This is a genomic window from Rhizobium sp. AQ_MP, from assembly GCF_014237835.1.
Taxonomy (GTDB): domain Bacteria; phylum Pseudomonadota; class Alphaproteobacteria; order Rhizobiales; family Rhizobiaceae; genus Allorhizobium.
On record NZ_JACJVI010000015.1, the window covers coordinates 104,412 to 127,649 of the forward strand.

The 23,238-nt window shown below is 60.4% G+C and carries 23 protein-coding genes; 10 read left to right on the forward strand and 13 right to left on the reverse strand.

Annotation, left to right across the window (positions count from 1 at the left end):
* Nucleotides 1-17: 17 nt before the first annotated feature.
* Both H6M51_RS19325 and H6M51_RS19330 read left to right on the forward strand, forming a co-directional pair.
* Nucleotides 18-572, forward strand: coding sequence for a flavin reductase family protein (locus H6M51_RS19325; protein WP_062284955.1), 555 nt, complete (start codon nucleotides 18-20; stop codon nucleotides 570-572).
* Nucleotides 573-668: 96 nt separating this feature from the next.
* Nucleotides 669-1,481, forward strand: a complete 813-nt coding sequence (locus tag H6M51_RS19330; RefSeq protein WP_156378744.1) for a hypothetical protein — start codon at nucleotides 669-671, stop codon at nucleotides 1,479-1,481.
* On the opposite strand, the gene H6M51_RS19335 is transcribed toward H6M51_RS19330, so the two are convergent.
* On the reverse strand, nucleotides 1,457-1,903 hold the full coding sequence (locus tag H6M51_RS19335) for an Rrf2 family transcriptional regulator (RefSeq protein ID WP_062284960.1): 447 nt from the start codon (nucleotides 1,901-1,903) through the stop codon (nucleotides 1,457-1,459). The two genes, H6M51_RS19330 and H6M51_RS19335, sit on opposite strands and share 25 nt — an antisense overlap.
* A gap of 261 nt (nucleotides 1,904-2,164) precedes the next feature.
* Here H6M51_RS19335 and H6M51_RS19340 point away from each other — a divergent pair, with 261 nt between their 5' ends.
* The 6 genes from H6M51_RS19340 to chrA all read left to right on the forward strand — a co-directional run bounded on the left by H6M51_RS19340 (nucleotide 2,165) and on the right by chrA (nucleotide 8,645).
* Nucleotides 2,165-3,517, forward strand: coding sequence for an LLM class flavin-dependent oxidoreductase (locus H6M51_RS19340; RefSeq protein ID WP_185811435.1), 1,353 nt, complete (start codon nucleotides 2,165-2,167; stop codon nucleotides 3,515-3,517).
* Between the two features lie 11 nt (nucleotides 3,518-3,528).
* On the forward strand, nucleotides 3,529-4,368 hold the full coding sequence (locus H6M51_RS19345) for an ABC transporter permease (protein WP_185811436.1): 840 nt from the start codon (nucleotides 3,529-3,531) through the stop codon (nucleotides 4,366-4,368).
* A gap of 47 nt (nucleotides 4,369-4,415) precedes the next feature.
* Complete coding sequence (locus tag H6M51_RS19350) at nucleotides 4,416-5,393, forward strand: ABC transporter substrate-binding protein (RefSeq protein ID WP_062284967.1); 978 nt, start codon at nucleotides 4,416-4,418, stop codon at nucleotides 5,391-5,393.
* Nucleotides 5,394-5,395: 2 nt separating this feature from the next.
* Nucleotides 5,396-6,169, forward strand: a complete 774-nt coding sequence (locus tag H6M51_RS19355) for an ABC transporter ATP-binding protein (RefSeq protein ID WP_062284970.1) — start codon at nucleotides 5,396-5,398, stop codon at nucleotides 6,167-6,169.
* Nucleotides 6,170-6,421: 252 nt separating this feature from the next.
* Nucleotides 6,422-7,240: a sulfurtransferase/chromate resistance protein gene (locus tag H6M51_RS19360; protein ID WP_185811437.1), complete on the forward strand. Its 819-nt coding sequence runs from the start codon at nucleotides 6,422-6,424 to the stop codon at nucleotides 7,238-7,240.
* 1 nt (nucleotide 7,241) lies between these two features.
* Nucleotides 7,242-8,645 (forward strand): chromate efflux transporter, encoded by a 1,404-nt coding sequence (gene chrA, locus H6M51_RS19365; RefSeq protein ID WP_246780582.1) that lies wholly within the window; start codon nucleotides 7,242-7,244, stop codon nucleotides 8,643-8,645.
* A gap of 208 nt (nucleotides 8,646-8,853) precedes the next feature.
* Here chrA and H6M51_RS19370 read toward each other — a convergent pair whose 3' ends face one another.
* From H6M51_RS19370 to H6M51_RS19390, 5 genes are all read right to left on the reverse strand, one after another.
* A complete protein-coding gene (locus H6M51_RS19370) occupies nucleotides 8,854-11,046 on the reverse strand; it encodes a methyl-accepting chemotaxis protein (protein ID WP_246780583.1) in 2,193 nt (730 codons plus the stop codon).
* A gap of 497 nt (nucleotides 11,047-11,543) precedes the next feature.
* Nucleotides 11,544-12,206, reverse strand: coding sequence for an iron-sulfur cluster repair di-iron protein (ric, locus tag H6M51_RS19375; RefSeq protein ID WP_185811439.1), 663 nt, complete (start codon nucleotides 12,204-12,206; stop codon nucleotides 11,544-11,546).
* Between the two features lie 116 nt (nucleotides 12,207-12,322).
* A complete protein-coding gene (locus tag H6M51_RS19380; RefSeq protein ID WP_246780584.1) occupies nucleotides 12,323-13,240 on the reverse strand; it encodes a U32 family peptidase in 918 nt (305 codons plus the stop codon).
* Between the two features lie 2 nt (nucleotides 13,241-13,242).
* A complete protein-coding gene (locus H6M51_RS19385) occupies nucleotides 13,243-14,220 on the reverse strand; it encodes a peptidase U32 family protein (protein WP_185811441.1) in 978 nt (325 codons plus the stop codon).
* Nucleotides 14,211-14,723 (reverse strand): SCP2 domain-containing protein, encoded by a 513-nt coding sequence (locus tag H6M51_RS19390; protein ID WP_185811442.1) that lies wholly within the window; start codon nucleotides 14,721-14,723, stop codon nucleotides 14,211-14,213. Before H6M51_RS19390 ends, H6M51_RS19385 begins: the two co-directional genes overlap by 10 nt.
* Nucleotides 14,724-14,831: 108 nt before the next feature.
* On the opposite strand from H6M51_RS19390, the gene H6M51_RS19395 reads away from it, so the two are divergent.
* Both H6M51_RS19395 and H6M51_RS19400 read left to right on the forward strand, forming a co-directional pair.
* The gene (locus tag H6M51_RS19395; protein WP_185811443.1) at nucleotides 14,832-16,355 is read left to right on the forward strand and encodes a UbiD family decarboxylase; all 1,524 of its coding nucleotides are present in this window, start codon (nucleotides 14,832-14,834) and stop codon (nucleotides 16,353-16,355) included.
* Nucleotides 16,355-16,921 (forward strand): UbiX family flavin prenyltransferase, encoded by a 567-nt coding sequence (locus tag H6M51_RS19400; RefSeq protein WP_166599151.1) that lies wholly within the window; start codon nucleotides 16,355-16,357, stop codon nucleotides 16,919-16,921. Before H6M51_RS19395 ends, H6M51_RS19400 begins: the two co-directional genes overlap by 1 nt.
* Before the next feature lie 19 nt (nucleotides 16,922-16,940).
* On the opposite strand, the gene H6M51_RS19405 is transcribed toward H6M51_RS19400, so the two are convergent.
* The 7 genes from H6M51_RS19405 to H6M51_RS19435 form a co-directional block, all read right to left on the reverse strand.
* Nucleotides 16,941-18,131, reverse strand: coding sequence for an NnrS family protein (locus H6M51_RS19405; protein ID WP_185811444.1), 1,191 nt, complete (start codon nucleotides 18,129-18,131; stop codon nucleotides 16,941-16,943).
* Between the two features lies 1 nt (nucleotide 18,132).
* Complete coding sequence (locus H6M51_RS19410) at nucleotides 18,133-19,353, reverse strand: NnrS family protein (protein ID WP_210314871.1); 1,221 nt, start codon at nucleotides 19,351-19,353, stop codon at nucleotides 18,133-18,135.
* Nucleotides 19,350-20,099, reverse strand: coding sequence for an ABC transporter ATP-binding protein (locus H6M51_RS19415; RefSeq protein WP_185811445.1), 750 nt, complete (start codon nucleotides 20,097-20,099; stop codon nucleotides 19,350-19,352). The genes H6M51_RS19410 and H6M51_RS19415 overlap by 4 nt, the downstream gene beginning before the upstream one ends.
* Nucleotides 20,096-20,902 (reverse strand): ABC transporter permease, encoded by an 807-nt coding sequence (locus tag H6M51_RS19420; RefSeq protein WP_185811446.1) that lies wholly within the window; start codon nucleotides 20,900-20,902, stop codon nucleotides 20,096-20,098. The genes H6M51_RS19415 and H6M51_RS19420 overlap by 4 nt, the downstream gene beginning before the upstream one ends.
* A gap of 12 nt (nucleotides 20,903-20,914) precedes the next feature.
* Complete coding sequence (locus H6M51_RS19425; protein WP_185811447.1) at nucleotides 20,915-21,940, reverse strand: ABC transporter substrate-binding protein; 1,026 nt, start codon at nucleotides 21,938-21,940, stop codon at nucleotides 20,915-20,917.
* 117 nt (nucleotides 21,941-22,057) lie between these two features.
* Nucleotides 22,058-22,741, reverse strand: a complete 684-nt coding sequence (locus tag H6M51_RS19430) for an NnrU family protein (protein WP_185811448.1) — start codon at nucleotides 22,739-22,741, stop codon at nucleotides 22,058-22,060.
* A partial coding sequence (locus H6M51_RS19435; RefSeq protein WP_185811449.1) for a hemerythrin domain-containing protein occupies nucleotides 22,738-23,238 on the reverse strand: 501 nt, incomplete at its 5' end. The genes H6M51_RS19430 and H6M51_RS19435, both read right to left, overlap by 4 nt.

Genomic DNA, 23,238 nt, shown 5'->3' on the forward strand with positions numbered 1-23,238 from the left:
CTTCACGGAGAGGTCAGATGAACGTTTTTGTCGCAAGCGAATTCAGCGAGCCCCGCCTTCGCCCAGTGCGCGATCGGGCAGTGTCTGATCGACCAGCCGACGCGGCTGGTTTGAAGGACGCCTTGAGAACACTGGGGGGCGGTGTCAGCGTGATCACGGCAGGTGAAGGTGCAGAGCGCTCGGGCGCCACGGTCACCTCTGCGACGGCTCTGTCCGTCGATCCCCCGCGTATGCTGGTGTCCCTCAACAGATCCTCTTCCACCTGGCCCGTCGTGGAGCGTTACCGCCACTTCGCGGTCAATGTGATTGGTGCGGCCCATCAGGATATTGCAAACCGCTTTGCGGGCGTTGGTGGATTGAAGGGACCCGAGCGCTATGTTGGAGCCGAATGGACGAGACTTGCCAGCGGAGCGCCAGTGCTGGAAGATGCGGTTGCAGCACTCGACTGCGAAGTTGAGGAGGCGATCGAGCGACACAGTCATGTCATCCTGATCGGTCGCGTCCTTTCGATACGCTTGAGCGGTGGGAGTTCACTCCTGTATCAGAATGGCAAATACCACGCAGTGACGTAACTCTGGCTTGAGTGGAGGAGGGTCTGTTTGATGGTGGTATCGACGGCTGATCGATTGCGACCCGTCCCGGTTGCGCTGACGCGGGAGGCCGATGTCTTGGCCGCACTCGATCGCTTGGGACCTTCGGCGACCAGTCGCAACCCGGACCCGGCCTCTATTTTGCCTGCAAGCGGTCTTCTCGCCATGTCGATCCCCGCGAGCTTTGGAGGCGCGGACATCTCGAACCTCATCGTCGCCGAAGCCGTCAGCCGCCTGACTACCTGGGATGCAGAGGCGGCTGAGAAACTGATCCGACATCTTGTGGCCTTGGAACTGGTCCGCACCAGCGGATCCACAGAACAGCGCAAGGCGATTTACGGACGCGTTGTGCTGGGCGATGTCTTCGACTTGAGCGCCCCTCGCGAGGGTGGTCCGCCACCGAGGCTCGTACAGTCGGGTCTGGCTTTCGCCTTGGACAATGGTGGGTCGGACTTCGAGACCAGTGCTGCGGACTGGCAAGTCATAAGGGCGTCTGGCGCCAGATCTGAACCGATGGCCGCCATTCTGGACAGCAAGCGCGTGTTATTGGGCGGCGAAGACGCATCACCGGAGTTAACCGTCCATCCCGATTACATTCTCTCCCTAGGTGTGAATGCGGACTGTCTGGCGCGACTGATGACGGCCTTTCTGATGGCTGCCGCAACCCGCGGGCAAGTTGGCGAGAAGACTCTGACCTCTGGGGCAGATCCTTCTGCCGCAATCGAACTCGAACTTCTGGACGCAATGATCCAGAAGGCAGCCTCCCTGATCGATGGCATTCAGGTGGACGACCCGCCAATCGACTTAGCGCAGATCGATCGGTTCTGCCTAGCACTGGACACGGCGCGTTTGCGCTGTGTCGGCGATCACTCGCCGGCGATCAGATTCTGATCGGGCTGTTCCGATGCAACGAATTGCGTGAGCGTCATGGTGTCGAGAACAGCGGCCATGGCATCGCGAACCTGCGTCATGGAAATCCGGATCTGGCATGATGCCGGGTCCCGGCAATCGTCGCAGGCTTCGAAGGCCGTACGACTGGCGCAGCGGATGGGCGCAAGTGGCCCGTCAAGGGCGCGGATGACCTGACCGATCATGATTTCATCGGCGGGTTTTGATAGCGCATAGCCGCCATTCGGCCCCTTCTTCGAGCGCAGGAAGCCGTTGTTGCGCAACTCCAGCAGGATCGTGTCGAGGAACTTCTTCGGAATATTGTTGCGCGTCGCGATGTCGGTGACGAACGCCGTCTGCCCGGGCTCCAGACCCGCCAGGTCGACCAGCGCTTTCAGACCATACTTGCCTTTATTGGTGAGCATTGCGAGATATCCGGCCGAAGGCCTCTGGGGTAATTTTGCTCATCGTACATAGTTTTTATAAACTAAGCGTTCAAGCCCGTTTCCAGGTCGGAGTGCTAAGGGCTCCAGCCTTTTGCTTCCGCGTCGCGGATGTCTCAGATCGGCGTCACATTCGAAAATCCATTCGCCGGGCGGCTGAATCTTTGCAATCCCATTTCTCTATGTAAATTATAGACAATGTAGGCTGACCTCATTCGATAATCGAGTGAAAGAGGACCAGCCATGACACGCAAGATCAGATTAGGCGCATTTCTTCCCGGTGGCGGACAGCATATCGCCTCCTGGCGACATCCGGATCAGCCGGTGGATGGCGCCGTCAGTTTCGAGTTTCACAAGCAGTTGGCTCTGACTGCGGAGAGGGGTCTGTTCGACGCCTACTTCTTGGCCGACGGTCTCGCCGTTGGGTTCGGCGGCGCAAGGGAAGGCGGCAATGCAAGGGTCGCCGGCTTTGAGCCCGTGACGCTGTTTTCGGCGCTTGCCCCGTTCACCACCCATCTCGGTTTCATCGCGACGGCGTCGACGACCTATGAGGAGCCTTACAACACGGCGCGCAAGTTCGCCTCGCTTGACCTGATCTCGGACGGCCGGGCCGGCTGGAACGTCGTCACGACGACAGGCGATGCCACGGCGCAGAACTTCAATCTCGACACGCAGCTCCCGCATGCTGACCGCTACAAGCGCGCCGCAGAGCATGTCGATGTCGTCAAGAAGCTCTGGGACAGTTTTGAGGACGATGCCTTCATCCGCGACAAGGAAACGGGTGTCTTCTTCGATCCCGGCAAGCTGCATGATGCCGCGCACAAGGGCGAGCACTTCAAGGTCAAGGGACCGCTCAATGTCTCACGCTCGCGCCAGGGGCATCCGGTCATCGTCCAGGCAGGCCAATCCGATGGCGGCCGTGGTCTGGCCGCTGCGACGGCAGAGGTGATCTTCACCGCCCACCAGCACATTGAGACGGCGCAGGAATTCTACCGCGACATCAAGAACCGAGCTCGCGGCCTGGGGCGCAACCCCGACCACGTGCTGATCATGCCCGGTGTCTCGCCCTTTGTTGGTCGCACCGAGGAAGAAGCGCGCGATAAATACGATCGCCTGACCTCTCTGATCCTGGAGGAAGACGGCATCGGCCTGCTCAACGGCCTGACGGGGGGCACGCTCGACCTCAAGGGATATGATCTCGACGGCCCGCTTCCGCCGGCTCCGCCGACAGAGGGTATGAAGAGCCGCCAGGCCCTGATCCGCCAGATCGCCGACGAGAACAATTTCTCGATCCGCCAGCTCTACCAGTGGGTCGCATCGGCACGCGGTCACTTCACCATTGTCGGAACGCCCGTGCAGATTGCCGACACGCTGCAGCAATGGTTCGAGAATGAAGCGGCTGACGGCTTCAATATCCTGCCGCCCTGGCTCCCGACAGGCCTCGACGATTTCGTCGATCTCGTCATCCCCGAGCTGCAACGCCGCGGGCTCTTCCGCACCGCCTATGAGGGCCGGACGCTCCGCGAAAACCTCGGCCTGCCGTTCCCGATCAACCGCTATGCCGCCGACCGTCAGGTCGTGCAGGCCGCCGAATGAGGAGGTCCACCATGTCCTACGAAGACATCCATCACGGAAGGGCCTATGGCCTTAACCTCGCCCCGGATGTGGAACCAGCGCCCCGCTGGCTAAGTCAGGCAACGGCAGCGATCACGCCATTCCTTGGTCGCTATGGTCTCGTGATCGCCTTCCTGATCCTCTGGCAGTATTCGTCGAAACTCGGCTGGGTGAATGCATCCGTCTTCCCGCCGCTCGATCAGATCATCGGCGCCTTGTGGAAGGCGGTCTCCTCGGGCGCCATCGTCGATGACATCGCGATCAGCCTGCAGCGCTCCGGCATTGCCTTTGTTGCCGCCGTTGGCCTTGGCATTCCGCTCGGCCTCTTCATGGGGCAGGTGCGCGCTGTCGAGCAGGCACTCGATCCGCTCTTGCAGTTCTTCCGCCAGACCTCGGCGCTCGCCCTTTATCCGGTCTTCATCCTGCTCCTCGGTCTGGGCGAAGCGTCGAAGGTGTTCGTCATCTTCTGGGCGACGCTCTTCCCAATCCTCCTGTCAACGATCGGTGGGGTGAAGGAGGTTGACAAGAAGCTTGTCGAGATGGCTCGCACTTACGGTGCTGGCTCTCTGCAGATCTTCCGTCGTGTCGTGCTTCCAGCCTCGGTGCCCGCGATTTTCGTTGGCCTTCGTCTTTCCGCGACGACTGCGCTGCTGCTCCTCATCGCAGCCGAGATGATCGGTGCCAACAAGGGCATCGGCTTCCAGGTGATGAATGCCCAATACAACTTCCAGATCCCGCTGATGTTCGCGGCGATCCTGCTTCTGGCGCTGCTCGGCCTCGCCGCGAACGCCGCCCTCGTCCTTCTGCAGCGGCGACTGTGCCGCTGGGCCTGACCAGACATCGCCGCATCTCTTCATTCTCGCCATCAAAGGAAACTCCCATGACCTTCCATTCCCGCAAGCTCGCTCTTTCCGCAGCACTCGCAATAGCCCTGTCGGGCACAGCCTTCGCCGCCGAAGAGGTCAAGTTCCGTTATCTCGCCAGCCAGGGTGGACTGTCCGCCCATGAGCTCGCCGCTGAACTCGGCTATTTCGATGGCACCGGCATCACCATCGAGAATGTCGGTTATGCCACGGGCGGCCCGGCCTCGCTCATTGCGCTCGCCTCCGGCGATGTCGAAATCGGCAGTGCTGCCACCTCGGCTGTTCTGAACTCGATCATCGGCGGCAACGACTTTGTCGCCGCCTATCCGTCAAACGGCATCAACGATGAGGTCCAATCGATCTTCTACGTGCTGGAAGACAGCCCCATCCGCGAGATCAAGGACATTGCCGGAAAGACCGTCGCACTGAACACGCTCGGTGCCCACCTCGACTACACGATCCGTGAGGCGCTGCATTCCGTCGGTTTGCCGTCTGATGCCGCCAACCAGATCGTCGTTCCTGGCCCGCAACTCGAACAGGTCCTGCGCTCGGGCCAGGTCGATGTATCGGCCTTCGGCTACTGGCAGACAACTTTTGAAGGTGCGGCGAAGCAGAAGGGTGGGCTCCGCGCGATCTTCGACGACACCGATGTTCTCGGAGAAATCGCCGGCGGTTTCATCGTGCTGCGCCGCGACTTCATCGAAAAGCATCCTGAAGCGGCGAAGGTCTTCGTCGAACAATCCGAACGCGCCCTCGACTATGCCCGCGAAAACCCGGAGGAGACCAAGAAGATCTTCGCCAAGGCACTGGCCGAGCGCGGCGAGAACCCCGATATCGCCCAGTTCTTCCGCGGCTATGGCGTGCGTCCCGGCGGCAAGGCAGTCGAGCGCGACCTGCAGTTCTGGATCGACGTTCTCGTCCGTGAAGGCAAGCTGAAGGAGGGCCAGCTCTCGGCCAACGAGATCCTCTATTCCACCGAGACGGCGAGCAATTGACCATGGCACTCGCTCAGTCCAACAGCATTCGCGGAGAAGTGACGGTCCGTCACCTCTCCAAGACCTACACCCTCAACGGAAAGCCGCTATCGGTCCTGAAGGATCTCAACCTCACCATCCGTTCGGGCGAAAGCTTGGCGATCGTGGGCGCAAGCGGCTCGGGCAAGACGACACTTCTGCGGATCTTGGCGGGACTCGAAGATGCGGACAGCGGTGATGTCCTGATCGACGGCCGTCGCATCCGCGGGGTCGGCACGGAACGGGCCGTCATCTTCCAGGAACCGCGTCTTCTCCCTTGGCTGACCGTCATCGACAACATCGGCTTCGGCCTCGAGACGAGAGGCCTCTCCCGCGACGAGGCGCACTTCATCTCGCAGCGCTACGTCGATCTTGTTGGCCTCAAGGGCTTTGAAACAGCATATCCGCGTCAGCTCTCGGGCGGTATGGCGCAACGTGTCGGGATCGCGCGGGCACTTGCCGTCCAGCCAGAAATCCTGCTCCTCGACGAACCGCTGGGTGCGCTGGATGCCATGACCAAAATCGGCATGCAGCAGGAACTGGCGCGGATTTGGAAAGAGGAGGACGTGACAACAGTGCTCGTCACCCACGATCTCGAAGAAGCGATCTTCCTTGCCGACCGGATCCTGATCCTGCCTCGAGAGAAGGGCGGGGAGCCCCGGCTGATCGACATCGACTTGCCCCGGCCGCGTGATCGCAGCGCGCCGGATTTCGTGCGCCAGCGAGAGGAACTGCTCGGGCTGTTTGGATTGCATTGAAATGCCTGAGCAGGAAGGAGGAGGCGCGTTCTTCGGCTGCGCTTCCCATCCCATCGATGTGGGCGGCGCTATAAAGCCGCCCGCGCGCGCTGTTGCGGCTGTGCCTTTATCGCTTGGAAGTGAGATGCGCCGGAGTCTGAGAATTGACAGACGCTAAATCTGCTTTAAACCGAAGTCATGGGGTTGCGATCGCCCCACGAGGCGTCATGCCAAAGAATCGCGTCCATCAACCCGGTTTACGGAGGACGCGCCATGCCGTCATTTCTTGAAATATCACCCGAAAAATTGAGCCGCCTTGTTGGTACGCCGAACGCCCCGGCGCTCATCGACGTGCGCACCGACGCGGATTTTGAGGCCGATCCATGGCTGATCCCCGGCTCTCGTCGCCGTTCTTATACAGATGTCGCATCCTGGGCTGGAGAGCTTATCAATGGCCCGGTTGTGGTCATATGCCAGAAGGGTAAGAAGCTCAGCCACGGTGTTGCGGCCTATTTGCGAACGGGAGGGACTGCTGCGGAAGTCCTTGAAGGCGGTTTCGACGCCTGGAAGGCCACAGCTCTGCCTTTGATACCGACGGCTCAGGTGCCGAAGCGCGATGCTCAGTGCCGGACGGTCTGGGTGACGCGCTCGCGGCCGAAGATTGATAGGATTGCCTGCCCCTGGCTGATCCGGCGCTTTATCGACCCCGGTGCAGTCTTTCTGTTTGTCGCGCCCGGCGAGGTGGTCGCCGTCGCAGAGCGGTTTGGCGCAACGCCATTCGATGTCGACGATGTGTTCTGGAGCCACCGGGGTGAGCTCTGCACTTTCGATGTGATGATCGAGGAGTTCGGACTTGCGGTTGCACCGCTCCTCCACCTGGCGACGATTGGCCGCGGTGCCGACACCGCGCGGCCGGATCTTGCGCCCGAGGTGGCGGGCCTGCTCGCCGCATCGCTCGGACTGTCGCGCATGTTCAACGACGACCTTCAACAACTCGAGGCCGGAATGACGCTCTACGACGCATTCTATCGCTGGTGCCGCGATGCAACCGGCGAAACACACGACTGGCCTACTGGAAAGAAAGGTAACTGAGATGTCTGACACGGTCGTATCGGCAGAACCATCGCGCAGGCCAACTGAACACGGTATCCCATTCATGGAGGCATTCAGGGTTTGGCTCCGCGTCGCGGCTTTGAGCTTTGGCGGCCCCGCAGGCCAGATCGCGGTGATGCACCGGATTGTCGTCGATGAGAAACGGTGGGTCGGCGAAAACCGGTTCCTGCACGCCTTGAACTATTGCATGCTGCTTCCAGGCCCCGAGGCGCAGCAGCTTGCCGTCTATCTCGGCTGGCTGATGCATCGCACGGCAGGCGGTCTTATGGCGGGGATACTCTTCATCCTGCCCGGCTTTCTTTCCATCCTTGCACTCAGCTACGTCTATGTCCTCTACGGCGACGTGTCTGTGGTTGGGGGGCTATTCTTTGGCCTGAAGGCTGCAGTCCTCGCGATCGTTCTTCAGGCTGTTTTCCGAATCGGCGGCAGGGCATTGAAGAGCCCAGCCATGATCCTGATAGCCGTTGTGGCCTTCCTGGCAATATTCGCATTCCAAGTGCCGTTTCCGTTAATTATCATCGCGGCCGGCATTCTTGGCTATCTCGGGGCAAGGACTGGGCACAGTTGGTTTGCGGTTAAAGGCGGCCACAAGGCAGCGGCAGGCAAGATCCTTTCTGACGCGGATTCCGCCCTTGGCGAGGGGATGCCCGCACATGCGAGGCCGAACCTCAGGTGGTCGCTGAAAGTCTCTGTGGTTCTGCTGCTTCTCTGGCTTGCTCCGGTTGCCGTGCTCCACGTCACGCTTGGTGCGGATAACGTCTTCACGCAGATCGGTGTCTTCTTCAGCCAGATGGCGGTCGTCACATTCGGCGGCGCCTATGCCGTACTGGCCTATGTGGCCCAAGAGGCGGTACAGAATTACCAATGGCTCCGGCCCGGCGAGATGCTGGATGGGCTTGGCATGGCCGAAACGACCCCGGGCCCTCTTATCATGGTGCTACAGTTTGTCGGCTTCCTTGGAGCCTACCGCGATGCCGGCGGGCTTGGCCCCCTGCAGGCCGCGACTCTGGGAGCTATCCTTGCGACCTGGGTGACCTTCCTTCCGTGCTTTCTCTGGATCTTCCTCGGTGCGCCCTTCATCGAACGCCTGCGAGGCAACGTAGCTATCTCCGGCGGTATGGCTGCGATCACTGCCGCCGTTGTCGGAGTGATCCTGAATCTCGCGATTTGGTTTGGGCTGCATATTCTGTTTTCGGAGGTGGCCACTTTGCAAGCTGGGCCGCTGTCAATGCAGTTGCCCGAGCTGTCTTCAGTCGAATGGGCTTCGGTCGTGCTGACGCTTCTGGCGGTCTTTGGGATCTTCCGCCTCAAGATGTCGGTCATGACGGTCCTACTCGGCACTGCAGTGCTTGGGATGGCCTGGACCTTTGCAGGCATGCGGTAATGATGCTGCTTTTCCACTACGCTTGAAAAGGGTTAGCGGAGGTAACCGGATGGACTGCTGCCAGCCCCAATTTAACGACAGTGCAACTGAAATAAATCTCTGATGTGCCTAGATTATCCCCGCGGCTTGCAATCCGAAGGGATGGGAGGTCGGCGGTTCAAATCCACTCAAGGCGTGAGGAGATCGCCCAAATGCGATGCGCTCCGACTTATGCCCTCATTCTTTCAGCTACGTTTTGACCGCTAGAGGATAAGGTCAATACGAACGAGTTGAGCAAACCCTGGAGAGTTACACTTTCGCCTGCCAAGGCAGCGCCAGCAGCGCTCATCTCTTCCACCATTGCTGCGTTCTGCTGTGTCGATTGATCCAGATGGTTCACCGCGACATTGACCTGTGAAAGACCGACTGCCTGTTCTTGGGCTGCAATAGCGATAGCATCCACGTGGCTTGCTGCTTCCTGCACGAGCTCGTCAATCGTGGCCAGTCCGGTACCGGTCTCCGAAACCAGCTGGACGCCCTGGCGAACAGCAAGCTCAGAATTGGCGATCAGCTCGGAAATCTCGCGTGCCGCCTGTGCCGAACGCTGGGCCAACTCCCGAACTTCCTGGGCAACCACGGCAAACCCCTTGCCTGCCTCGCCTGCGCGGGCTGCCTCGACGCCCGCATTGAGGGCAAGCAGATTAGTCTGGAAGGCGATCTGGTCGATTACACCGATAATCTGGCTGATCTGGCTTGAGGCCTGCTCGATCTTGTCCATCGCTGCCACGGCGTTTCGTACCACTTCACTGGATCGATTTGCCCTTTCGCGTGCGCTCGCTGTTACGCTGCGGGCCAAATCTGAGCGTCTGGACGTGGCCGTCACATTGGCTGTGATCTGTTCGAGCGCCGCAGCTGTCTCTTCAAGCGAAGAGGCCTGCTGCTCGGTGCGCCTCGACAGGTCGTCCGATGCTGACGATACTTCGGATGCTCCGCCGGTGACGGTCGCGACCGATTGGCCAACACCAACCAGCGCTTGCCGCAACTGCACAACCGAACGATTGAAGTCATGGCGAAGGTCTTCGAATTGCGGTGCGAAGGCCTCGTTCACCTCGCAAAGAAGGTCGCCGGCAGCAAGCTTTCTCAAGGCCTGGGCCAGTGTGCCGGTCGCCTTGTTCATGCGGGCTTCGGCCTCCGCCTCCGCTGCAATTTGCATCTCAACTCGGTCGCGTTCGGCCTGTTCGCGCGCACGCTCTGCCTCTAGCTCCAGCTCGCGATTGCGGATGGCGGCAAGTCTAAAGACCTCTACCGCATTGACCATGTCTCCGACTTCGTCCTTACGGTCGGCAGATTGCGCGGTAGGTTCGAGGTGACCCTCTGCCAATCTGCGCATCGCATTGACGAGCGCGTTAAGCGGACGGCTAATGGTTCCTGCCAGAAATACCGACAGGGCGATAACTAGTACGGCCCCGGCGATGCAAAGCATCAGAACCGTTCCAAGCCGAGTGAATGCGGCTGCGGCGATAGCGCGTGCCTCGTTGCCGAGACGTTCTAGGCTTGCCCTTTCCAGAGCTTTCATCGCGTCAATACGCTGACTGGCGGCGGCAAACCAGCGATCAGCACTCAAGTCACTGGCCGCTTTTGAACCAGTACCGATCAAGGTCGAACGCGTCGCTTCGATCTCCTTTATTGCCGCCATGGAGAGCTGCGAAGTGTAGGCGGATTGTAGTTCCTTCTGCTGTAGAGCAAGGAAGTTGTCGATCAGGCTATTTTGAGCGCCTGCCATGCGGGCAAAGGGAGCAACAAGCTCGGGATCAACGCCGCCCGACGTGATGAACCCGTTCCCGGTTGCGCGCTCCTGGCCTGCAATCTCCTTCGCCTGCATGAGCAGGTTATAACCAATCATTTCGGCCGCGATCCTCGATCCAACACCTTGTAAGGAGAGTTCGGATACAAGGGCCGAGAGTTCACCAATCAAGCCGCTGTAGAAGTCAAATGACTGCTTACCGGTGAAGGACAGGTTGTCGATGGATTGCCTTTTCGCGGGCAGCTCTTGAAGCGCTTGTTGTGCCGAGGCCCAGCGGAGGTTCAGTTCCGCGTTTTCAATATTGGCTATGGCGTCCGTGAGCTCTGGCAGCCTTACCAGACCCGCGTCGGTCGATTGGCGCGCCTTTGAGAGAGGCGTTCGGCCCGCGTTGCCCTTTGATCCGATGTATCCGGCACTCTGCCCCCGCTCGCTCTGGAGGACGTGGATCATCTCACCGATGGCCGTGATGTTCTCACTGACTTTGGCGACGGTCTGCATCTGTCGGTAGGACCGCCACGAGTCGAGAAGTTCCATCGAGGCAAGGGTGAGGGCTGCAACCAGAGGAAACATGATCGCAAGCCAGAGGCGCTTGTTGATCGAAAAGTCGGTGATGCGCATCTTTCAGTCTATCCTGAGCTAGGGCATCATGCCGAATATCGTAACTTCATGATACGATGTGAGTTTTAGCGAGAATTGATGTGTCCGGGTAAAGACTTGCCTAACGTGTCCGACGCCGGTTTGACGATTGCCAAGGTCGCATCGAATAAACTCTAACGTGCGTCAATCCAACGCGTGCGTGGCCAGCACGATAATCAAGGATTGCGCGTTTTGCGCGCAAGTTTCAGATGCAAGGACCTTGGCAGTCATGAATGGGCGGGTCATCGCCTGTCGCCTGTGTGTCGAGGTTCAAGCGATAGCATCCGGTCCATAAGATAGCCGACAGTATCGGTTCCCACACAGCCACTGAGAACGCATTCATGCATATCGCAGATGGTGTCACAGGCCTGTTCGCGCCGCGATCTCGAAACGACCGGAGGAGCGAGTCTCTCAGGTTTCCTGCCTCGGCGCAGGTTCGGATACTTCATCATGATCTCGTTTGCCCTGATGCCATCGCCCTAGACGTTGCCGCCGGTAAAGCGTGGAAAGAGGACTTCGTTTTCCAAGTGCATGTGCTGGACGAGATCGTCGGCAAATTTCTTGGCACCGGTGTAAAGCGCGCGCCACGAATTGCATGCGCCTTCTGGCAGATGAAATCCGCCGGTCAGGTGCTCGAGTTCCGCCAGATGCTCTGCCTCGACGTCATGCTCATGGCGCATCTGTTCTATGGTTGTCGTCAGCACCTGGTGGTCGCAGCGTTCCATCAGTGGGAAGAGCATCAGTTCCTCGCGATGCATATGGCTGTGCAGATCGCCCTGTATGCGTTCAAGGAGATTGGCCAGGCCGATCGGCGCATCGGGGTGAGCGCCATGCACGCGCTCGACCTTGGCTGCCAGCGGGATCAGCGAAATCAATTCAGCGCGGTGGGTGTCGTGGTAACGTGTCCTGATATGATTGATCAGATCGACCGTTTCGTCCGGTGCTTCCGTTGATGCGGCGTCGACAAGGCCCCGCAATTCGCCCATCAGGGCTTCCGGTGAAAGTCCTGCAGCTTCGGCCGCCACCTCGAGGCTGTCGGTGCCTCCGCAACAGAAGCTGATACCGTTACGGCGGAAAATTGCGGCAGCACCGGGAAGGGAGGTGGCGATCTTTCCGACTGTCTGGCTTGCGTTAAGTTCCATCAAATTCACCTTGCTTGCGCTTCCACGCGTTATCGCTGTGGTGCCGACTATGGTGAGGAACGCAGATCCGGTCGTTGCGCTTTCGCAAACAAGATGTGCTCATTCTCCCGCGCGCGTCAGGGCGCGTTAGCATTGTTTTTCGCCCGCGATACCCAGGTCGCACCCTCTCGCGCGTGATGAAAGCCGTTGGAGAATTTGGCTGTGGGGTAAGCGCGCCCGATCAAAGCGGCTGCCTGTTCTGGTTCCATGCTGCCCGACAGCGTGTCCTGGAAGATGGCGGCGATGCGCGCCATGTCGCAGTCCTGTGGTGAGAGGCGGAAGGCATTCACCCCGGCCGCTTGCAAGTCCTGAAGCTCGCTGAGCAGGAGCTGGCAGGTATGAGACATGGTCTGCACGCCGTTCAGCACGAGGAAGGACTGGCGGTCGAGCGTCCTGATCGGCAAGCCATCCGGCTCTTCGCTGCAGACGAACTGGCAGTTGTCCTTGGTCCTGCCTTTGGAGCGGGCATGGGCGCAGCGGGCCGAGATGGCGAGCGGCATGCGACCGAATACCATCACCTCGAAGGCCACGTCACTTGCCTCTGCGGCAATCCTAGCGATCGACTGGAAGGGAAGTTCAGGCGGCAGACAGATGCGTTCCGCTCCACGCTGTGCCATCAAACGTGCCGTCGGACCGTTGTAGACATTGACCAGGGGGCCGACGAGGTGTCGCCGGCCTTTTATGATATTGATGGCGGAGAGGTCGTTGACCTCTATGGCATGCTCCGAGGTTTCGATCAGATCTTTGACGATACGGCTTTCGCGTTCCAGTGTGACCAGTGCCAGCGAGGAAAAGGCGACGGTTTTCCCCGCCTTCTCGAGGCGTTCGACCACCTCTGCCAGGTGCGGCTCGATGAAGTGCTGGCGTTTGGAGCAAACGGTCTCGCCCAGAATGACCCGCTCGACCGGTGCCTCGTCTGCGATCTGAAAATAAAAATCGCGCCATTTCGGCCCATCCCAGAGATAATAGACGGGGCCCAGGGTCAATTCGCTCATGCTCATCTCCAGCGCTTCTCATAGGCGCCGACGGTGGTCTTTTGCCCTTCGCTTAACGCTCGCAGCCGGGCCAGCAAGGGGCCGCGTCCTGCCGGTTCGGTCGCGAGCGCCTGGCGCAGCGTCGACACGACCTCCGCCACATAGGCCTTGCCGCGCTGGCGACCCTCGATTTTCAAGGCGGAGACGCCGGCATCCTTCAGGGCTTCGATTTCGCCCATGACGTCGAGCGATACGGGGTCCTCGAAGGCATAGCCACGCGCGTCGCCAATGTCGAAGCGTCCCTTGCAGAGCGTGGGATAGCCTGCTGCCTCTCCATGGCTGAAGCGGTTGATCGTATAGGGGCCGAGTTCCGACACCATGCCGGCGCCATCCTGGCGATATCGGACATGGCTGGCCGGAGAACAGACGCCATTCATGTTGGGCGATTTTCCAGTGGCATATGACGACAGTGAACAGCGTCCTTCTGCCATGACGCAGAGACCGCCGAAGACGAAGACCTCGATCTCGCAATTCACCTTTCGGCCGATGCGGGCGATGTCGCTGATCGTCAGCGTTCTCGGCAAGACGACCCGCTTGGCGTCGAAGGCCTCGACCAGGAAGTTGATCGCTTCCGGGTTGGACGCGGAGGCCTGGACCGACACATGAAGGCGCTGTTCGGGATAGTGCTCCCTGACATGCGCCATGAGGCCGAAATCGGCAAGGATCAGCGCATCGGCACCGAGCCTTACCGCGTCGGCCGCCGCGCAGTACCAGATTTCTTCATCGCCGGCCCGCATGAAGGTGTTGAGAGCGACGAATGTCATGCAGTCCTTCCTGCGGGCATAGGCAATGGCGTCGCGCAGCTCGTCGCGGCTGAAATTGAGGCCCGGGAAATTGCGCGCATTCGTCTCGTCGCGGAAGCCGCAATAGACAGCATCGGCGCCAGCATCGACGGCTTCACGAAAGGCAGCCGGTGTGCCCGCCGGACAGATCAGTTCCATCCCTGCATCTCCTTCATCGACTGTCTGCGGATTTCCTCGGCCATCTTCTGGATCAGGCCGCTTGCCGGTCCGCCAATGCGCGCAAGGTCGCGCGGCAGGTCGATGTCGCAGTCGTCGAGGGCGTTTCGCATCGCAAGCATGGCCTCCATGTCGCCGATCACGCTGAGATCGCGAGAGAAGAACAGGGCATCGGCATCGCAGCGACCCTCGAGGAGTGCGAGCAGCATGACCAGAGGTGCCTCGACGCCCGCATCCGCTGTGAACGCCTCGCCTTTGCGGATCACTGTCAGGCGGGGTGTGTCGGGCTCGACCAGGAAGACAAGGGGCAGGTCTGTCGGGGCAAACGAAAAGCGGTTGCTTTTGTATTCACCCAGACGCGCGAACATGTCGCCATGGGCCAAGAGCAGGAGGCTGAAGAGGCGGCGTGCCACGCGTTCGATTGGCATGAGCGGCATAAGCGGCATGGCTTTGAGCGGGAGAGCCAGAAGAGAGGGAATCTGCATTGCGCCAATTTTCATGGTTTGAACCGGCGCAACCCTAGGGGAGCGCCCCACCATGCAGATTGCTCCAGCGCAAAGACGGGAGCGAATCTGCGGTTCATAGCGGTCCGCATGACACAGATCGCACCGCCGCGTCGCTACGACGGCCTTCAGGCATTCATGCGTGAACTGGAAATGCGAGGGCAGCTTTTGCGCATCCCGCAGCCGGTCAGCCTCGTCCATGAGATCACCGAAATTCACAGGCGGGTGCTTGCAGAGCGCGGCCCGGCCTTGCTCTTCGAACGTCCGGTTCGGCCGGACGGCTCAATGTCCGAAATACCGCTCCTCGCCAATCTGTTTGGTAGGCGCGAGCGGATCGAACTCGGCTATGGCATCCCGGGCGGCAAGATCGGCGATCTCGCGGAGTTGCTCGCCGAATTGCGTGAGCCAAGGCCTCCGGCCTCGCTCCGGGATGCCTTGAAGAAACTGCCTGTGCTTCGCTCGGCCATGGCGCTGGGATGCCGCCGGGTGTCACACGCGCAATGCCAGGATGTTGTGTTCGAGGGCGAGGCCGTCGATCTCAATCGGCTGCCGATCCAGTGGTGCTGGCCCGGCGAACCGGCGCCGCTGATCACCTGGGGGCTGGTTGTTACCGCATCCCCCTCAGATCCCAAAGACGTCAATGTCGGCGTCTACCGGCTGCAAGCGCTGGATCGCAGGCGGCTGATCACGCGCTGGCTTGCCCATCGCGGTGCGGCGAAGCATTACCGACAATGGCAGGCGATGGGGCAGGACATGCCGATTGCGGTCGTGATCGGTGCGGATCCTCAGACCATTCTTGCGGCCGTCATGCCGCTGCCAGAAACCGTGAGCGAGCTTTCCTTCGCTGGCTTGCTCGGAGGAAAGCGCAGCCGTGTGGTGCGGGCACTCACCCAGCCGCTTGATGTTCCGGCGACCGCGGAAATCGTGCTGGAAGGGACTGTTTCCATCGCGGAGACTGCGCTCGAGGGGCCTTATGGCGACCACACGGGCTACTACAATTCTGTCGAGCCGTTTCCCGTCATGAAGTTGAGCGCGATGACGATGCGGCAGAATCCGGTTTATCTCTCGACCTTCACCGGTCGCCCCCCGGATGAACCTTCTGTGCTCGGAGAGGCAATGAATGCTCTCTTCCTTCCCCTCGTAAAGCGCCAGTTTCCAGAGATTGTCGATCTCTATCTGCCTCCAGAAGCCTGTTCCTACCGGGCGATCGTCGTCTCGCTCGACAAGCGCTATCCGGGGCAAGCCCGCCGGATTATGCTCGGGCTTTGGTCGATGCTGCCGCAGTTCAGCTACACCAAGCTCATCATTGTGGTCGATGCCGATGTTGACGTCAGAAACTGGAGCGATGTCATCTGGGCGCTTTCCACACGGTTCGACGCCTCCCGCGATCTCGTGGTGGTGGATAACACACCCATCGACTACCTCGATTTTGCCTCTCCCAAGCCTGGGCTCGGTGGAAAGCTCGGTCTCGATGCCACCAACAAGCTTGGCGCAGAAACCGAACGGGAATGGGGCCGCGTGCTGCAAATGACGCCGGAGGTTTCGGCGCGCGTCGATGCGATCTGGCGCGAACTTGGACTTGGATCCCTCAAGACAAGGGAAGGTGAGCCATAATGAGGCGTGTCATTCTCGGCATGTCCGGTGCTTCGGGGGCGGCGATCGGTCTTCAGGTCGGTCGGCTCCTGGCGGCCATGGATGATGTTGAACTGCATCTCGTCGTCACGTCAGCAGCGCGCCGGACAATCGCACATGAGGCGGGCAACGAGGCGTTGGGGCGGCTGATCGGGCTCGCCGCTCATTTTCATTCGGAAAGCGATATCGGTGCATCGATTGCCAGCGGATCGTTCCGCACGGCCGGTATGATCGTCGCCCCTTGTTCGATGCGATCTCTTGCCGCGATCTCGACCGGGATCACAGACAATCTTCTCACTCGCGCCGCCGATGTGCAGCTCAAGGAGCGTCGCAGGCTGGTTCTCCTTGCCCGCGAAACGCCGCTTCACCTCGGGCACCTGCGCAACATGGTGGCGGTGACCGAGATGGGGGCCGTGGTGATGCCGCCGGTCCCCTCTTTCTACCGCAATCCAGCGAGCGTAGAGGATCTCGTCGCCCATATTGCGGCTCGTGCCGTGGATCTGCTCGGGTTGACGGACGCACCCTTGATACCGGAGTGGAGAGGGTGAGGGCGCTCATGGCTCCCTCCTATCCCTTTCGCGCTATCAACGGCATGTAAAAGACCACGTAACCCAGGAATGCCACGATCCAGGCAAGGCCTGCGATCGGCAGCAGCAGCATGGTGTGCTGCGGCCAAATTGCGACCAGGATCCTCAGCAGTGCCGAGAGGATGATTGGTGCATAGATGAGCCAGGTTGTCGAGTGCGGGGACGCCAAAGCCTGACCCGTATGGCCTCTCGTGGCGCGGGTCATCACCGCCAGCGTCACGACCCCGACCCCACCTGTCGTCCAGGCATGGATGCCTGCCGAGGCGAAGCCGGAGTGGTCCAACAGCATCGACAGACCGGTCAGCAAAAAGCCTAAGGGAATGAAGAGATAGCCGACATGCAGGATCGCCAAGAGGGGCTCCCCGATCGTGCGATCGGGGCACCATCTTGCCTGTCGCACGAGATGAGCAAAGCTGACGACGAGCATCAGCAGCCCCGTGGGAAACCGGAGGCTTTCAAGACCGCCGCCGACAGCGATCCACATCGCCAGTGAAAGGTTTCCAAGAACCATAACGGCGAGATCGAAACGGGCGAAATTCTGCGGCAGCCGCCCCGGATTGTTCGCCTTCAGCCAGTTGCCGGTAAATGCCGGAATGATGCGCCCTGCAACCAGAGAGATGAGGATGAGGATCGCGGCCAGGGCCAGACGGTCGGCCATCTCGACGCGTCCATAGCGCTCGATCTCGTGATGGAAAAACACCTGAGCGGCGCTCAGGAGCGCGAGAACTGCGACGATCTTGTAGTTGCGTCGGTTCGAGGCAGCGACAAGTTCTTTCAGAACGAAGATGGCGAGCACCGGCAGGAAAGAAAGCGCAACGAGTGCTGCGCCGAGCATGCCGGTCCATTCTGAAAAACTGATCGTCAGCCGCCCAGCGATCCAGAGAAGGAACAGCGCCAGAAGCGATATGCCCTTCAAACCGGGCCTGCCGGTCCAGTTCGGCACGGCGGTGAGAAGAAACCCTGCGATCACGGCCGGGACAAAGCCGAAGAGAAGCTCATGCTGGTGCCAGGCAACCGGGGGCAAGAGGGTTGGAACATGCATGAAGCCGAGGAACCACGGGACCCAGATAGCGATGGAGACGGCGGCCAAAAGCGCGCTGCCCGGAAAGAACAGGCGGAAGCCTCCAGATAGGAGACGCTGTGGGATGGACGGGCCCGGAAATTTGATCATGTCAGCACCTTTCCTGATCGACCGTTTCCGGTGACCAGAGCAGAGGAATATAGGCCTTGGCCCAGAGAAGAAATGAGAGCGAGAACAGCGCAGAGGTCAGACCGTAAGCGCCGAAGGGCAGGGAGAGGGATGGCGCGAATTCCGGGAGGACCCGGAGAAGCACCGACAGGACCAGAAGGAGGATCGCCATCCGGGCTGTCTTCGAAAAGCGCAGTGGTTGGCCGGTATGGAGCAGGCCTGCAATCGAGAGAACCTGCAGCACACCAAGACCCAATCCCCCCATCAACGCCAGATGCAGTCCGCCCAGCCAGGGCAGAGGCAGGCCAATAAGCGAGAGGCCGCAGACAAGAAGGCCGGTGCCGGCCAGCGCACTCGACAGCCAAAGGCCACCCAGTTCGAAGGAAAGGCCTTCGCGACCGACAAAGCCCTCGGCGACCCGGTCGAGACAGGCTGCACCTGCAGCAATCATCAGATAGCCGCGCACGGCGTCCGACAGCGTGGCTGCCTCTGCCAGGATGACCAGCATGGCTAATCCCGCCGAGAGATGGATCCGGCCCGGATGCGGTCTGTACGGCGAGGTCTTTTCCGTCGAATCGAGGATCAGGTTGGTCACCGGCACGGTGATGCGGGCAAGGGCGAGACCGAGCAGGCCCAGAAGCGCGAACCCGAGAATTCGGATCGCACTTTCCGACAGATCGTAGAGTTCCAAGGCCATTGCGATCCGCAGCATGGCCGCAGCCGCGGCAAAGGCAGTGACGAACAGGATAAAGCCCAGGAGATCTGTGCGTTTATTGGTCCAGGACAGGCGCAGCGCATAGGCGAGCAGGAACAGTATCCAGGCCTGATCGAAGATCAGGCCGATGATCGAGGCGTTTTCCAATGCAAGGAGCCCGAGGATACGGGCGAGCGCCCAAAGACCTGCAAGCAGAAACAGGGGGCGTCCGCTGACGCGCCGCGTGTCCGTCCATTCCGGCAGGGCAGATGTCAGGAAACCTAAAAGCGCGCCTCCAAAGGAGCCGACCAGCATTTCCTGGGCATGCCAGTGGCTGGGAAGAGACGTAACTGCGAAGGGCAAATCGAGAGACCAGACCACCACCCAGAGAAACGGCCAGAGGGCCGCATGCAAGGCGGCAAGTGGAAACATCAACCTCAGGCCTTCGGTGGACATGGCCTTGGCGAGATCGGGCGAGGGAAGCATGCGCATGGCTGGAAGCACACTCATGCTAGCCTCCGCTCGTCATGTTCATCCACGACAGCAAACAGCGGATGATCTGAGATGAGCCGTCGCGCCGTCTCGAATATCATCTCTTCGCTGCGGTTTCCGGGCGTCTCGGGGACGGTAACGCAGTCGAGTATTCCTTGGCCGTGGCGATCGAGAACCGCGATCCGGTGGCAGATCCGCAGCGCTTCATGCAGGTCGTGGGTGATGAAGAGCCCGCCCTTGCCGCTGTTTGAGACAGTCGAGACGACCAGGTCCTGCATCCGTTTCCGCAAGGCCGCATCGAGCGCGGTGAAGGGCTCGTCGAAATAGAGGAAATCGGGATCGCCGACCAGCGCGCGGGCGAGCGCCGTGCGCTGGCGCATGCCACCCGACAACTGCGATGGAAATTTTTGCCGGTCGCTTTCTTCCAGCGAGACCCGGCGGCAGGCATCCGCTATCCTCGCCTGACGCACGGGGCGCCGAAGAGCATGACCGGACAGGGCGAGCGCCACATTGGCCTCGACAGTCGCCCAGGGTAGGAGGCGTGGTTCCTGGAAGACGAAAGCGCAGCGTGCATATCCTCGCATGACCTGGCCATGTCGCGGGGTAATCAGCCCGGCTGCAATCTGGGCCAGCGTGCTTTTTCCACAGCCTGACGGCCCAACCAGCGCGACCATTTCCCCCTGGCTGACCTGCAGGCTAACGTTTTCGAGAACAGCGCGACCGAGAAAGACGTGGCCGACGGCCTTGAGCTGGAGCAGGGTCATCGGCGCACGCCCCAGGGTTGGGCCGCTTCCCGCCATGCCTCGGCTTCGGCGCGCAAGGGCTGAACAATTCCATATTCGATGCTGATCAGGGCGATGACCGAGAGGAGGATCCAGGCAAGTGCTGTTTCCACATCGAGTGCGGAACGGGCATTGGCGAGAGCGCCTCCGATGCCGCCGGCATTGGCCAGAAGCTCGGCCATGACGGCTGCCTTGAAGGCCGTGCCGAGGGCCATGACCAGAGAAGGGAATAGGGAGTGCAGCATTTGGCGCAGCGATATCTTGAACAGACGGACGAGCGGCGACAGGCCGGCCATGCGAGCCATGTCTTCCAACGCTCGATCCCGCGTCTGGATGCCCTCGGCTGCACCCATAAAGACAAGCGGCAAGGCGGCGATAGCTGCGGTGGCAATAACCGTTCCTGCCCCCATGCCAAACCAGATCATCAGAAGGACGATCCATGCGATCGGCGGGACGCCGATCAGCAAGGTCACCTGCGGACGCGCGAGGCGCATGATCGCCGGATGATATCCGGCCACCACGCCTGCCATCGTTCCAAACACAGCGGCGAGTGAAAAGCCGGCGAGCGCCCTCAGGCTCGTTGATAGCACCAACATCCGGTTGTCGGGATTTGCCGCCAGCTTGAACAAGGTCTGGATCGTCTCGGCTGGTGCAGGCAACACGAAGCTGCCATAGGCTTCGGCTCCGAGTTGCCAAACGGCGGCAAAGACGGCAAGGCCGCCAAGACCCGCCCAGCCGGACCAGAGAAAGCGCGCGACCCTTCCCGCACGACAAGCCACGCCCATGATGATCCTGCCTTACAGATAGAGTGACGCGTCCGGCATGCGACCGCCCACCATTTCGGGATGGCTCTGCGCCACGGCTTTGAGCAGTGTCTCGATCGGTCCGCGAGCGTCCCGAGCCGCAATGGCGACGAGGTTCGAATAGGGGATCGACGCCTCCAGCACAGGCCAGGGCAGTTCAAGTGCCGATGCGGCCTGGCCTGCAGCCGCTGCCGGGTCGGCGTTCACCTCGACTGCCGCCCGTGCAAGTCCCGCAAGAAGCGCGGTCGCCTGTTCCGGATGATCGTCCAGAAAGCTCTGGGTCAGGGCGAGACCTGCCTGGGGCATGACCGGCGCCGTATCGGTTACGGTACCCCATTCCTTCTGCATGTCGATGACGCGGTGAAGCGCCTGACCACCGGTGCTGGCCTTGAAGATGGCGGCAGAAACTGCCGGTTCGGGTAGGAGCGCCGTGTCGATACGCCCTGCGAGCAGCATCTGCACGGCTTCGATGGGCGTGCCAGCCCGCTCCACCTTGACCTTGCCCGTCATCCGATGATGGGTAAGGGCCGCATCGAAGACGAGTTCCGGCGTGTCATTGGGGAATGGCACGGTTACACTTTGACCTTCGAGATCGGAGAAGGCGGCGATCTTTTCATCGCGCGACACCATGTAGAGAAGACCGTTGGTCATGATGTTGGCCAGTTTGAGACCAAGCCCGCGTGTATGCAGGTTCGCCGCCGCTGTCGTCGGCATCACCACGGCCTGCATCGAACCGGACGACAGGCCTGCCCGCATTTCATCGGGCGTGCGCCATACCTTAAACTCCACCTTGTCGGCGATATCGCGCAGCAGGCCTTTGCCAACTGCATAGGCGAGCGTGATAGACGGTCCGGCAGGAGGGCCGTAAAGGACGAGGTGGTCAAGGGAGGAAGCGCGTGCCCGCGTATTGAGAAAAGGGAGGGCAAGGGTCGCTGCGAAGCCAGCGCATAATGTGCGACGAGTTGGTGCATAGCCTGCCGCGTCGGCTTCAATAATAACCGTCTTGCTGACCTGTTTCATGTTGTTGGGCATCCCGCTCTACAAAAATTGATTTGTTTACTCATGTTATAGCCGCGCGCGCGCGCGGATGTTTGACGTAGAGCAAGTAGTGTGTGGAATTGCCGGCTGGAATCGTTCTCAGATGTCGAGCGCGAGGATGGGATCTGCGCCAAACAGTACGGCATGGCCTCCCGCGAGCAGCCAGAATGTGACAAGCAGCGTCACGGCGAGCGCGGCTACCAAATGTCCATCCAGACGCAACTTGGCGCGTCCTGAGAACAGGGCGCTCAACGGAAATATGGATGTTGATCTCTCGATTGGTGACCAGTGGTCCCCCATCCTGCGCCTTGCGCGCTTTTCCGTGACGCCAATACCGACAGCAGAAAACAGACCGAGCCCGCCGAAGACGAGTAGCGATCTCATGTCGCCGTTAGCCGCGACATGGCCGACAGACCAGAGGAGGAAACCCCATAAGACCGGATGGCGCGTAATCGTCGTTATTGCTCCAGGCACGGTGCCTTTCATGAAACTGACAGATGCTGGGTTTGGGCTGATAAGGCCTGCCGTGACCAGGAAGAGCCCGAGCGGCGACAACACGAAATTGGCAAGGGTGTTCCGGGAATCCGGCCGCCAGAGTTCGACATATTCGGTGCTCCAGGCCGCATGCAGGACCCAAATCAGGAGTGCCACGGATGTTGTCGAATAGACCAGAAGGTAGAGCCGCAATCCAAGTGCTGCGGTCAGCTTTCCCCGGATGGTTGGTAAGGCAGGCACCGAATGCAACACCAAGAATACTGCAAGTGCAAGAACGACCTGAGTCATGCTGGGAACACCTGCGTTTCGGGTTCCACGTTTAGGAGCTGCTGTAGCAGCATCTGCTCCGCAGTTATATGGCGCCGGACAGCTTCCTGAAAACCGCGAACCATATGGGCCACCGTTTCCAGGCTCAGCCTGCATCGTTTGCGAGCGACAGCGGCCAAAGTGAGGGATAGCTCACGGGCCGCGCGACGGTCGACGCGATGTTCGGACTTGACCTGATCGAGAAGAAGGGAGCCGAAGCATGAGCCGGCATGCAACTCAAGGTCGGGGTAGAACTTTTGCTCTTCCAGCGTGTGGGCGGCGGCGACCAACGGTTCAATGTGCTTGGCAACCTTCTGGATACCACGTGGGATCTCACCTGTGTCAAAGTCTGCGGCCAATTCCTCCAGCTTCAAGCAGAGAATGAGAAGATCGCGGTGCTTTTCCTCAAGCGCCCTGACCTCGGTCGCCGTCAGGCTGGATCCATTCATTTTCATGAGTTCCTCCTTATTGGCCAAGAA

Excerpts from the sequence above, each read along its gene's own strand:
- H6M51_RS19390 (WP_185811442.1), bottom strand. The coding sequence starts at position 14,723 with ATGCAGATTCCCTCTCTTCTGGCTCTCCCGCTCAAAGCCATGCCGCTT.
- H6M51_RS19325 (WP_062284955.1), top strand. The coding sequence starts at position 18 with ATGAACGTTTTTGTCGCAAGCGAATTCAGCGAGCCCCGCCTTCGCCCA.
- H6M51_RS19360 (WP_185811437.1), top strand. The coding sequence starts at position 6,422 with ATGCCGTCATTTCTTGAAATATCACCCGAAAAATTGAGCCGCCTTGTT.
- H6M51_RS19380 (WP_246780584.1), bottom strand. The coding sequence starts at position 13,240 with ATGAGCGAATTGACCCTGGGCCCCGTCTATTATCTCTGGGATGGGCCG.
- H6M51_RS19405 (WP_185811444.1), bottom strand. The coding sequence starts at position 18,131 with ATGATCAAATTTCCGGGCCCGTCCATCCCACAGCGTCTCCTATCTGGA.
- chrA (WP_246780582.1), top strand. The coding sequence starts at position 7,242 with ATGTCTGACACGGTCGTATCGGCAGAACCATCGCGCAGGCCAACTGAA.
- H6M51_RS19385 (WP_185811441.1), bottom strand. The coding sequence starts at position 14,220 with ATGGAACTGATCTGTCCGGCGGGCACACCGGCTGCCTTTCGTGAAGCC.
- H6M51_RS19410 (WP_210314871.1), bottom strand. The coding sequence starts at position 19,353 with ATGAGTGTGCTTCCAGCCATGCGCATGCTTCCCTCGCCCGATCTCGCC.
- H6M51_RS19340 (WP_185811435.1), top strand. The coding sequence starts at position 2,165 with ATGACACGCAAGATCAGATTAGGCGCATTTCTTCCCGGTGGCGGACAG.
- H6M51_RS19335 (WP_062284960.1), bottom strand. The coding sequence starts at position 1,903 with ATGCTCACCAATAAAGGCAAGTATGGTCTGAAAGCGCTGGTCGACCTG.
- H6M51_RS19355 (WP_062284970.1), top strand. The coding sequence starts at position 5,396 with ATGGCACTCGCTCAGTCCAACAGCATTCGCGGAGAAGTGACGGTCCGT.
- H6M51_RS19370 (WP_246780583.1), bottom strand. The coding sequence starts at position 11,046 with ATGCGCATCACCGACTTTTCGATCAACAAGCGCCTCTGGCTTGCGATC.
- H6M51_RS19350 (WP_062284967.1), top strand. The coding sequence starts at position 4,416 with ATGACCTTCCATTCCCGCAAGCTCGCTCTTTCCGCAGCACTCGCAATA.
- H6M51_RS19345 (WP_185811436.1), top strand. The coding sequence starts at position 3,529 with ATGTCCTACGAAGACATCCATCACGGAAGGGCCTATGGCCTTAACCTC.
- ric (WP_185811439.1), bottom strand. The coding sequence starts at position 12,206 with ATGGAACTTAACGCAAGCCAGACAGTCGGAAAGATCGCCACCTCCCTT.
- H6M51_RS19415 (WP_185811445.1), bottom strand. The coding sequence starts at position 20,099 with ATGACCCTGCTCCAGCTCAAGGCCGTCGGCCACGTCTTTCTCGGTCGC.
- H6M51_RS19425 (WP_185811447.1), bottom strand. The coding sequence starts at position 21,940 with ATGAAACAGGTCAGCAAGACGGTTATTATTGAAGCCGACGCGGCAGGC.
- H6M51_RS19420 (WP_185811446.1), bottom strand. The coding sequence starts at position 20,902 with ATGGGCGTGGCTTGTCGTGCGGGAAGGGTCGCGCGCTTTCTCTGGTCC.
- H6M51_RS19430 (WP_185811448.1), bottom strand. The coding sequence starts at position 22,741 with ATGACTCAGGTCGTTCTTGCACTTGCAGTATTCTTGGTGTTGCATTCG.
- H6M51_RS19400 (WP_166599151.1), top strand. The coding sequence starts at position 16,355 with ATGAGGCGTGTCATTCTCGGCATGTCCGGTGCTTCGGGGGCGGCGATC.
- H6M51_RS19395 (WP_185811443.1), top strand. The coding sequence starts at position 14,832 with ATGACACAGATCGCACCGCCGCGTCGCTACGACGGCCTTCAGGCATTC.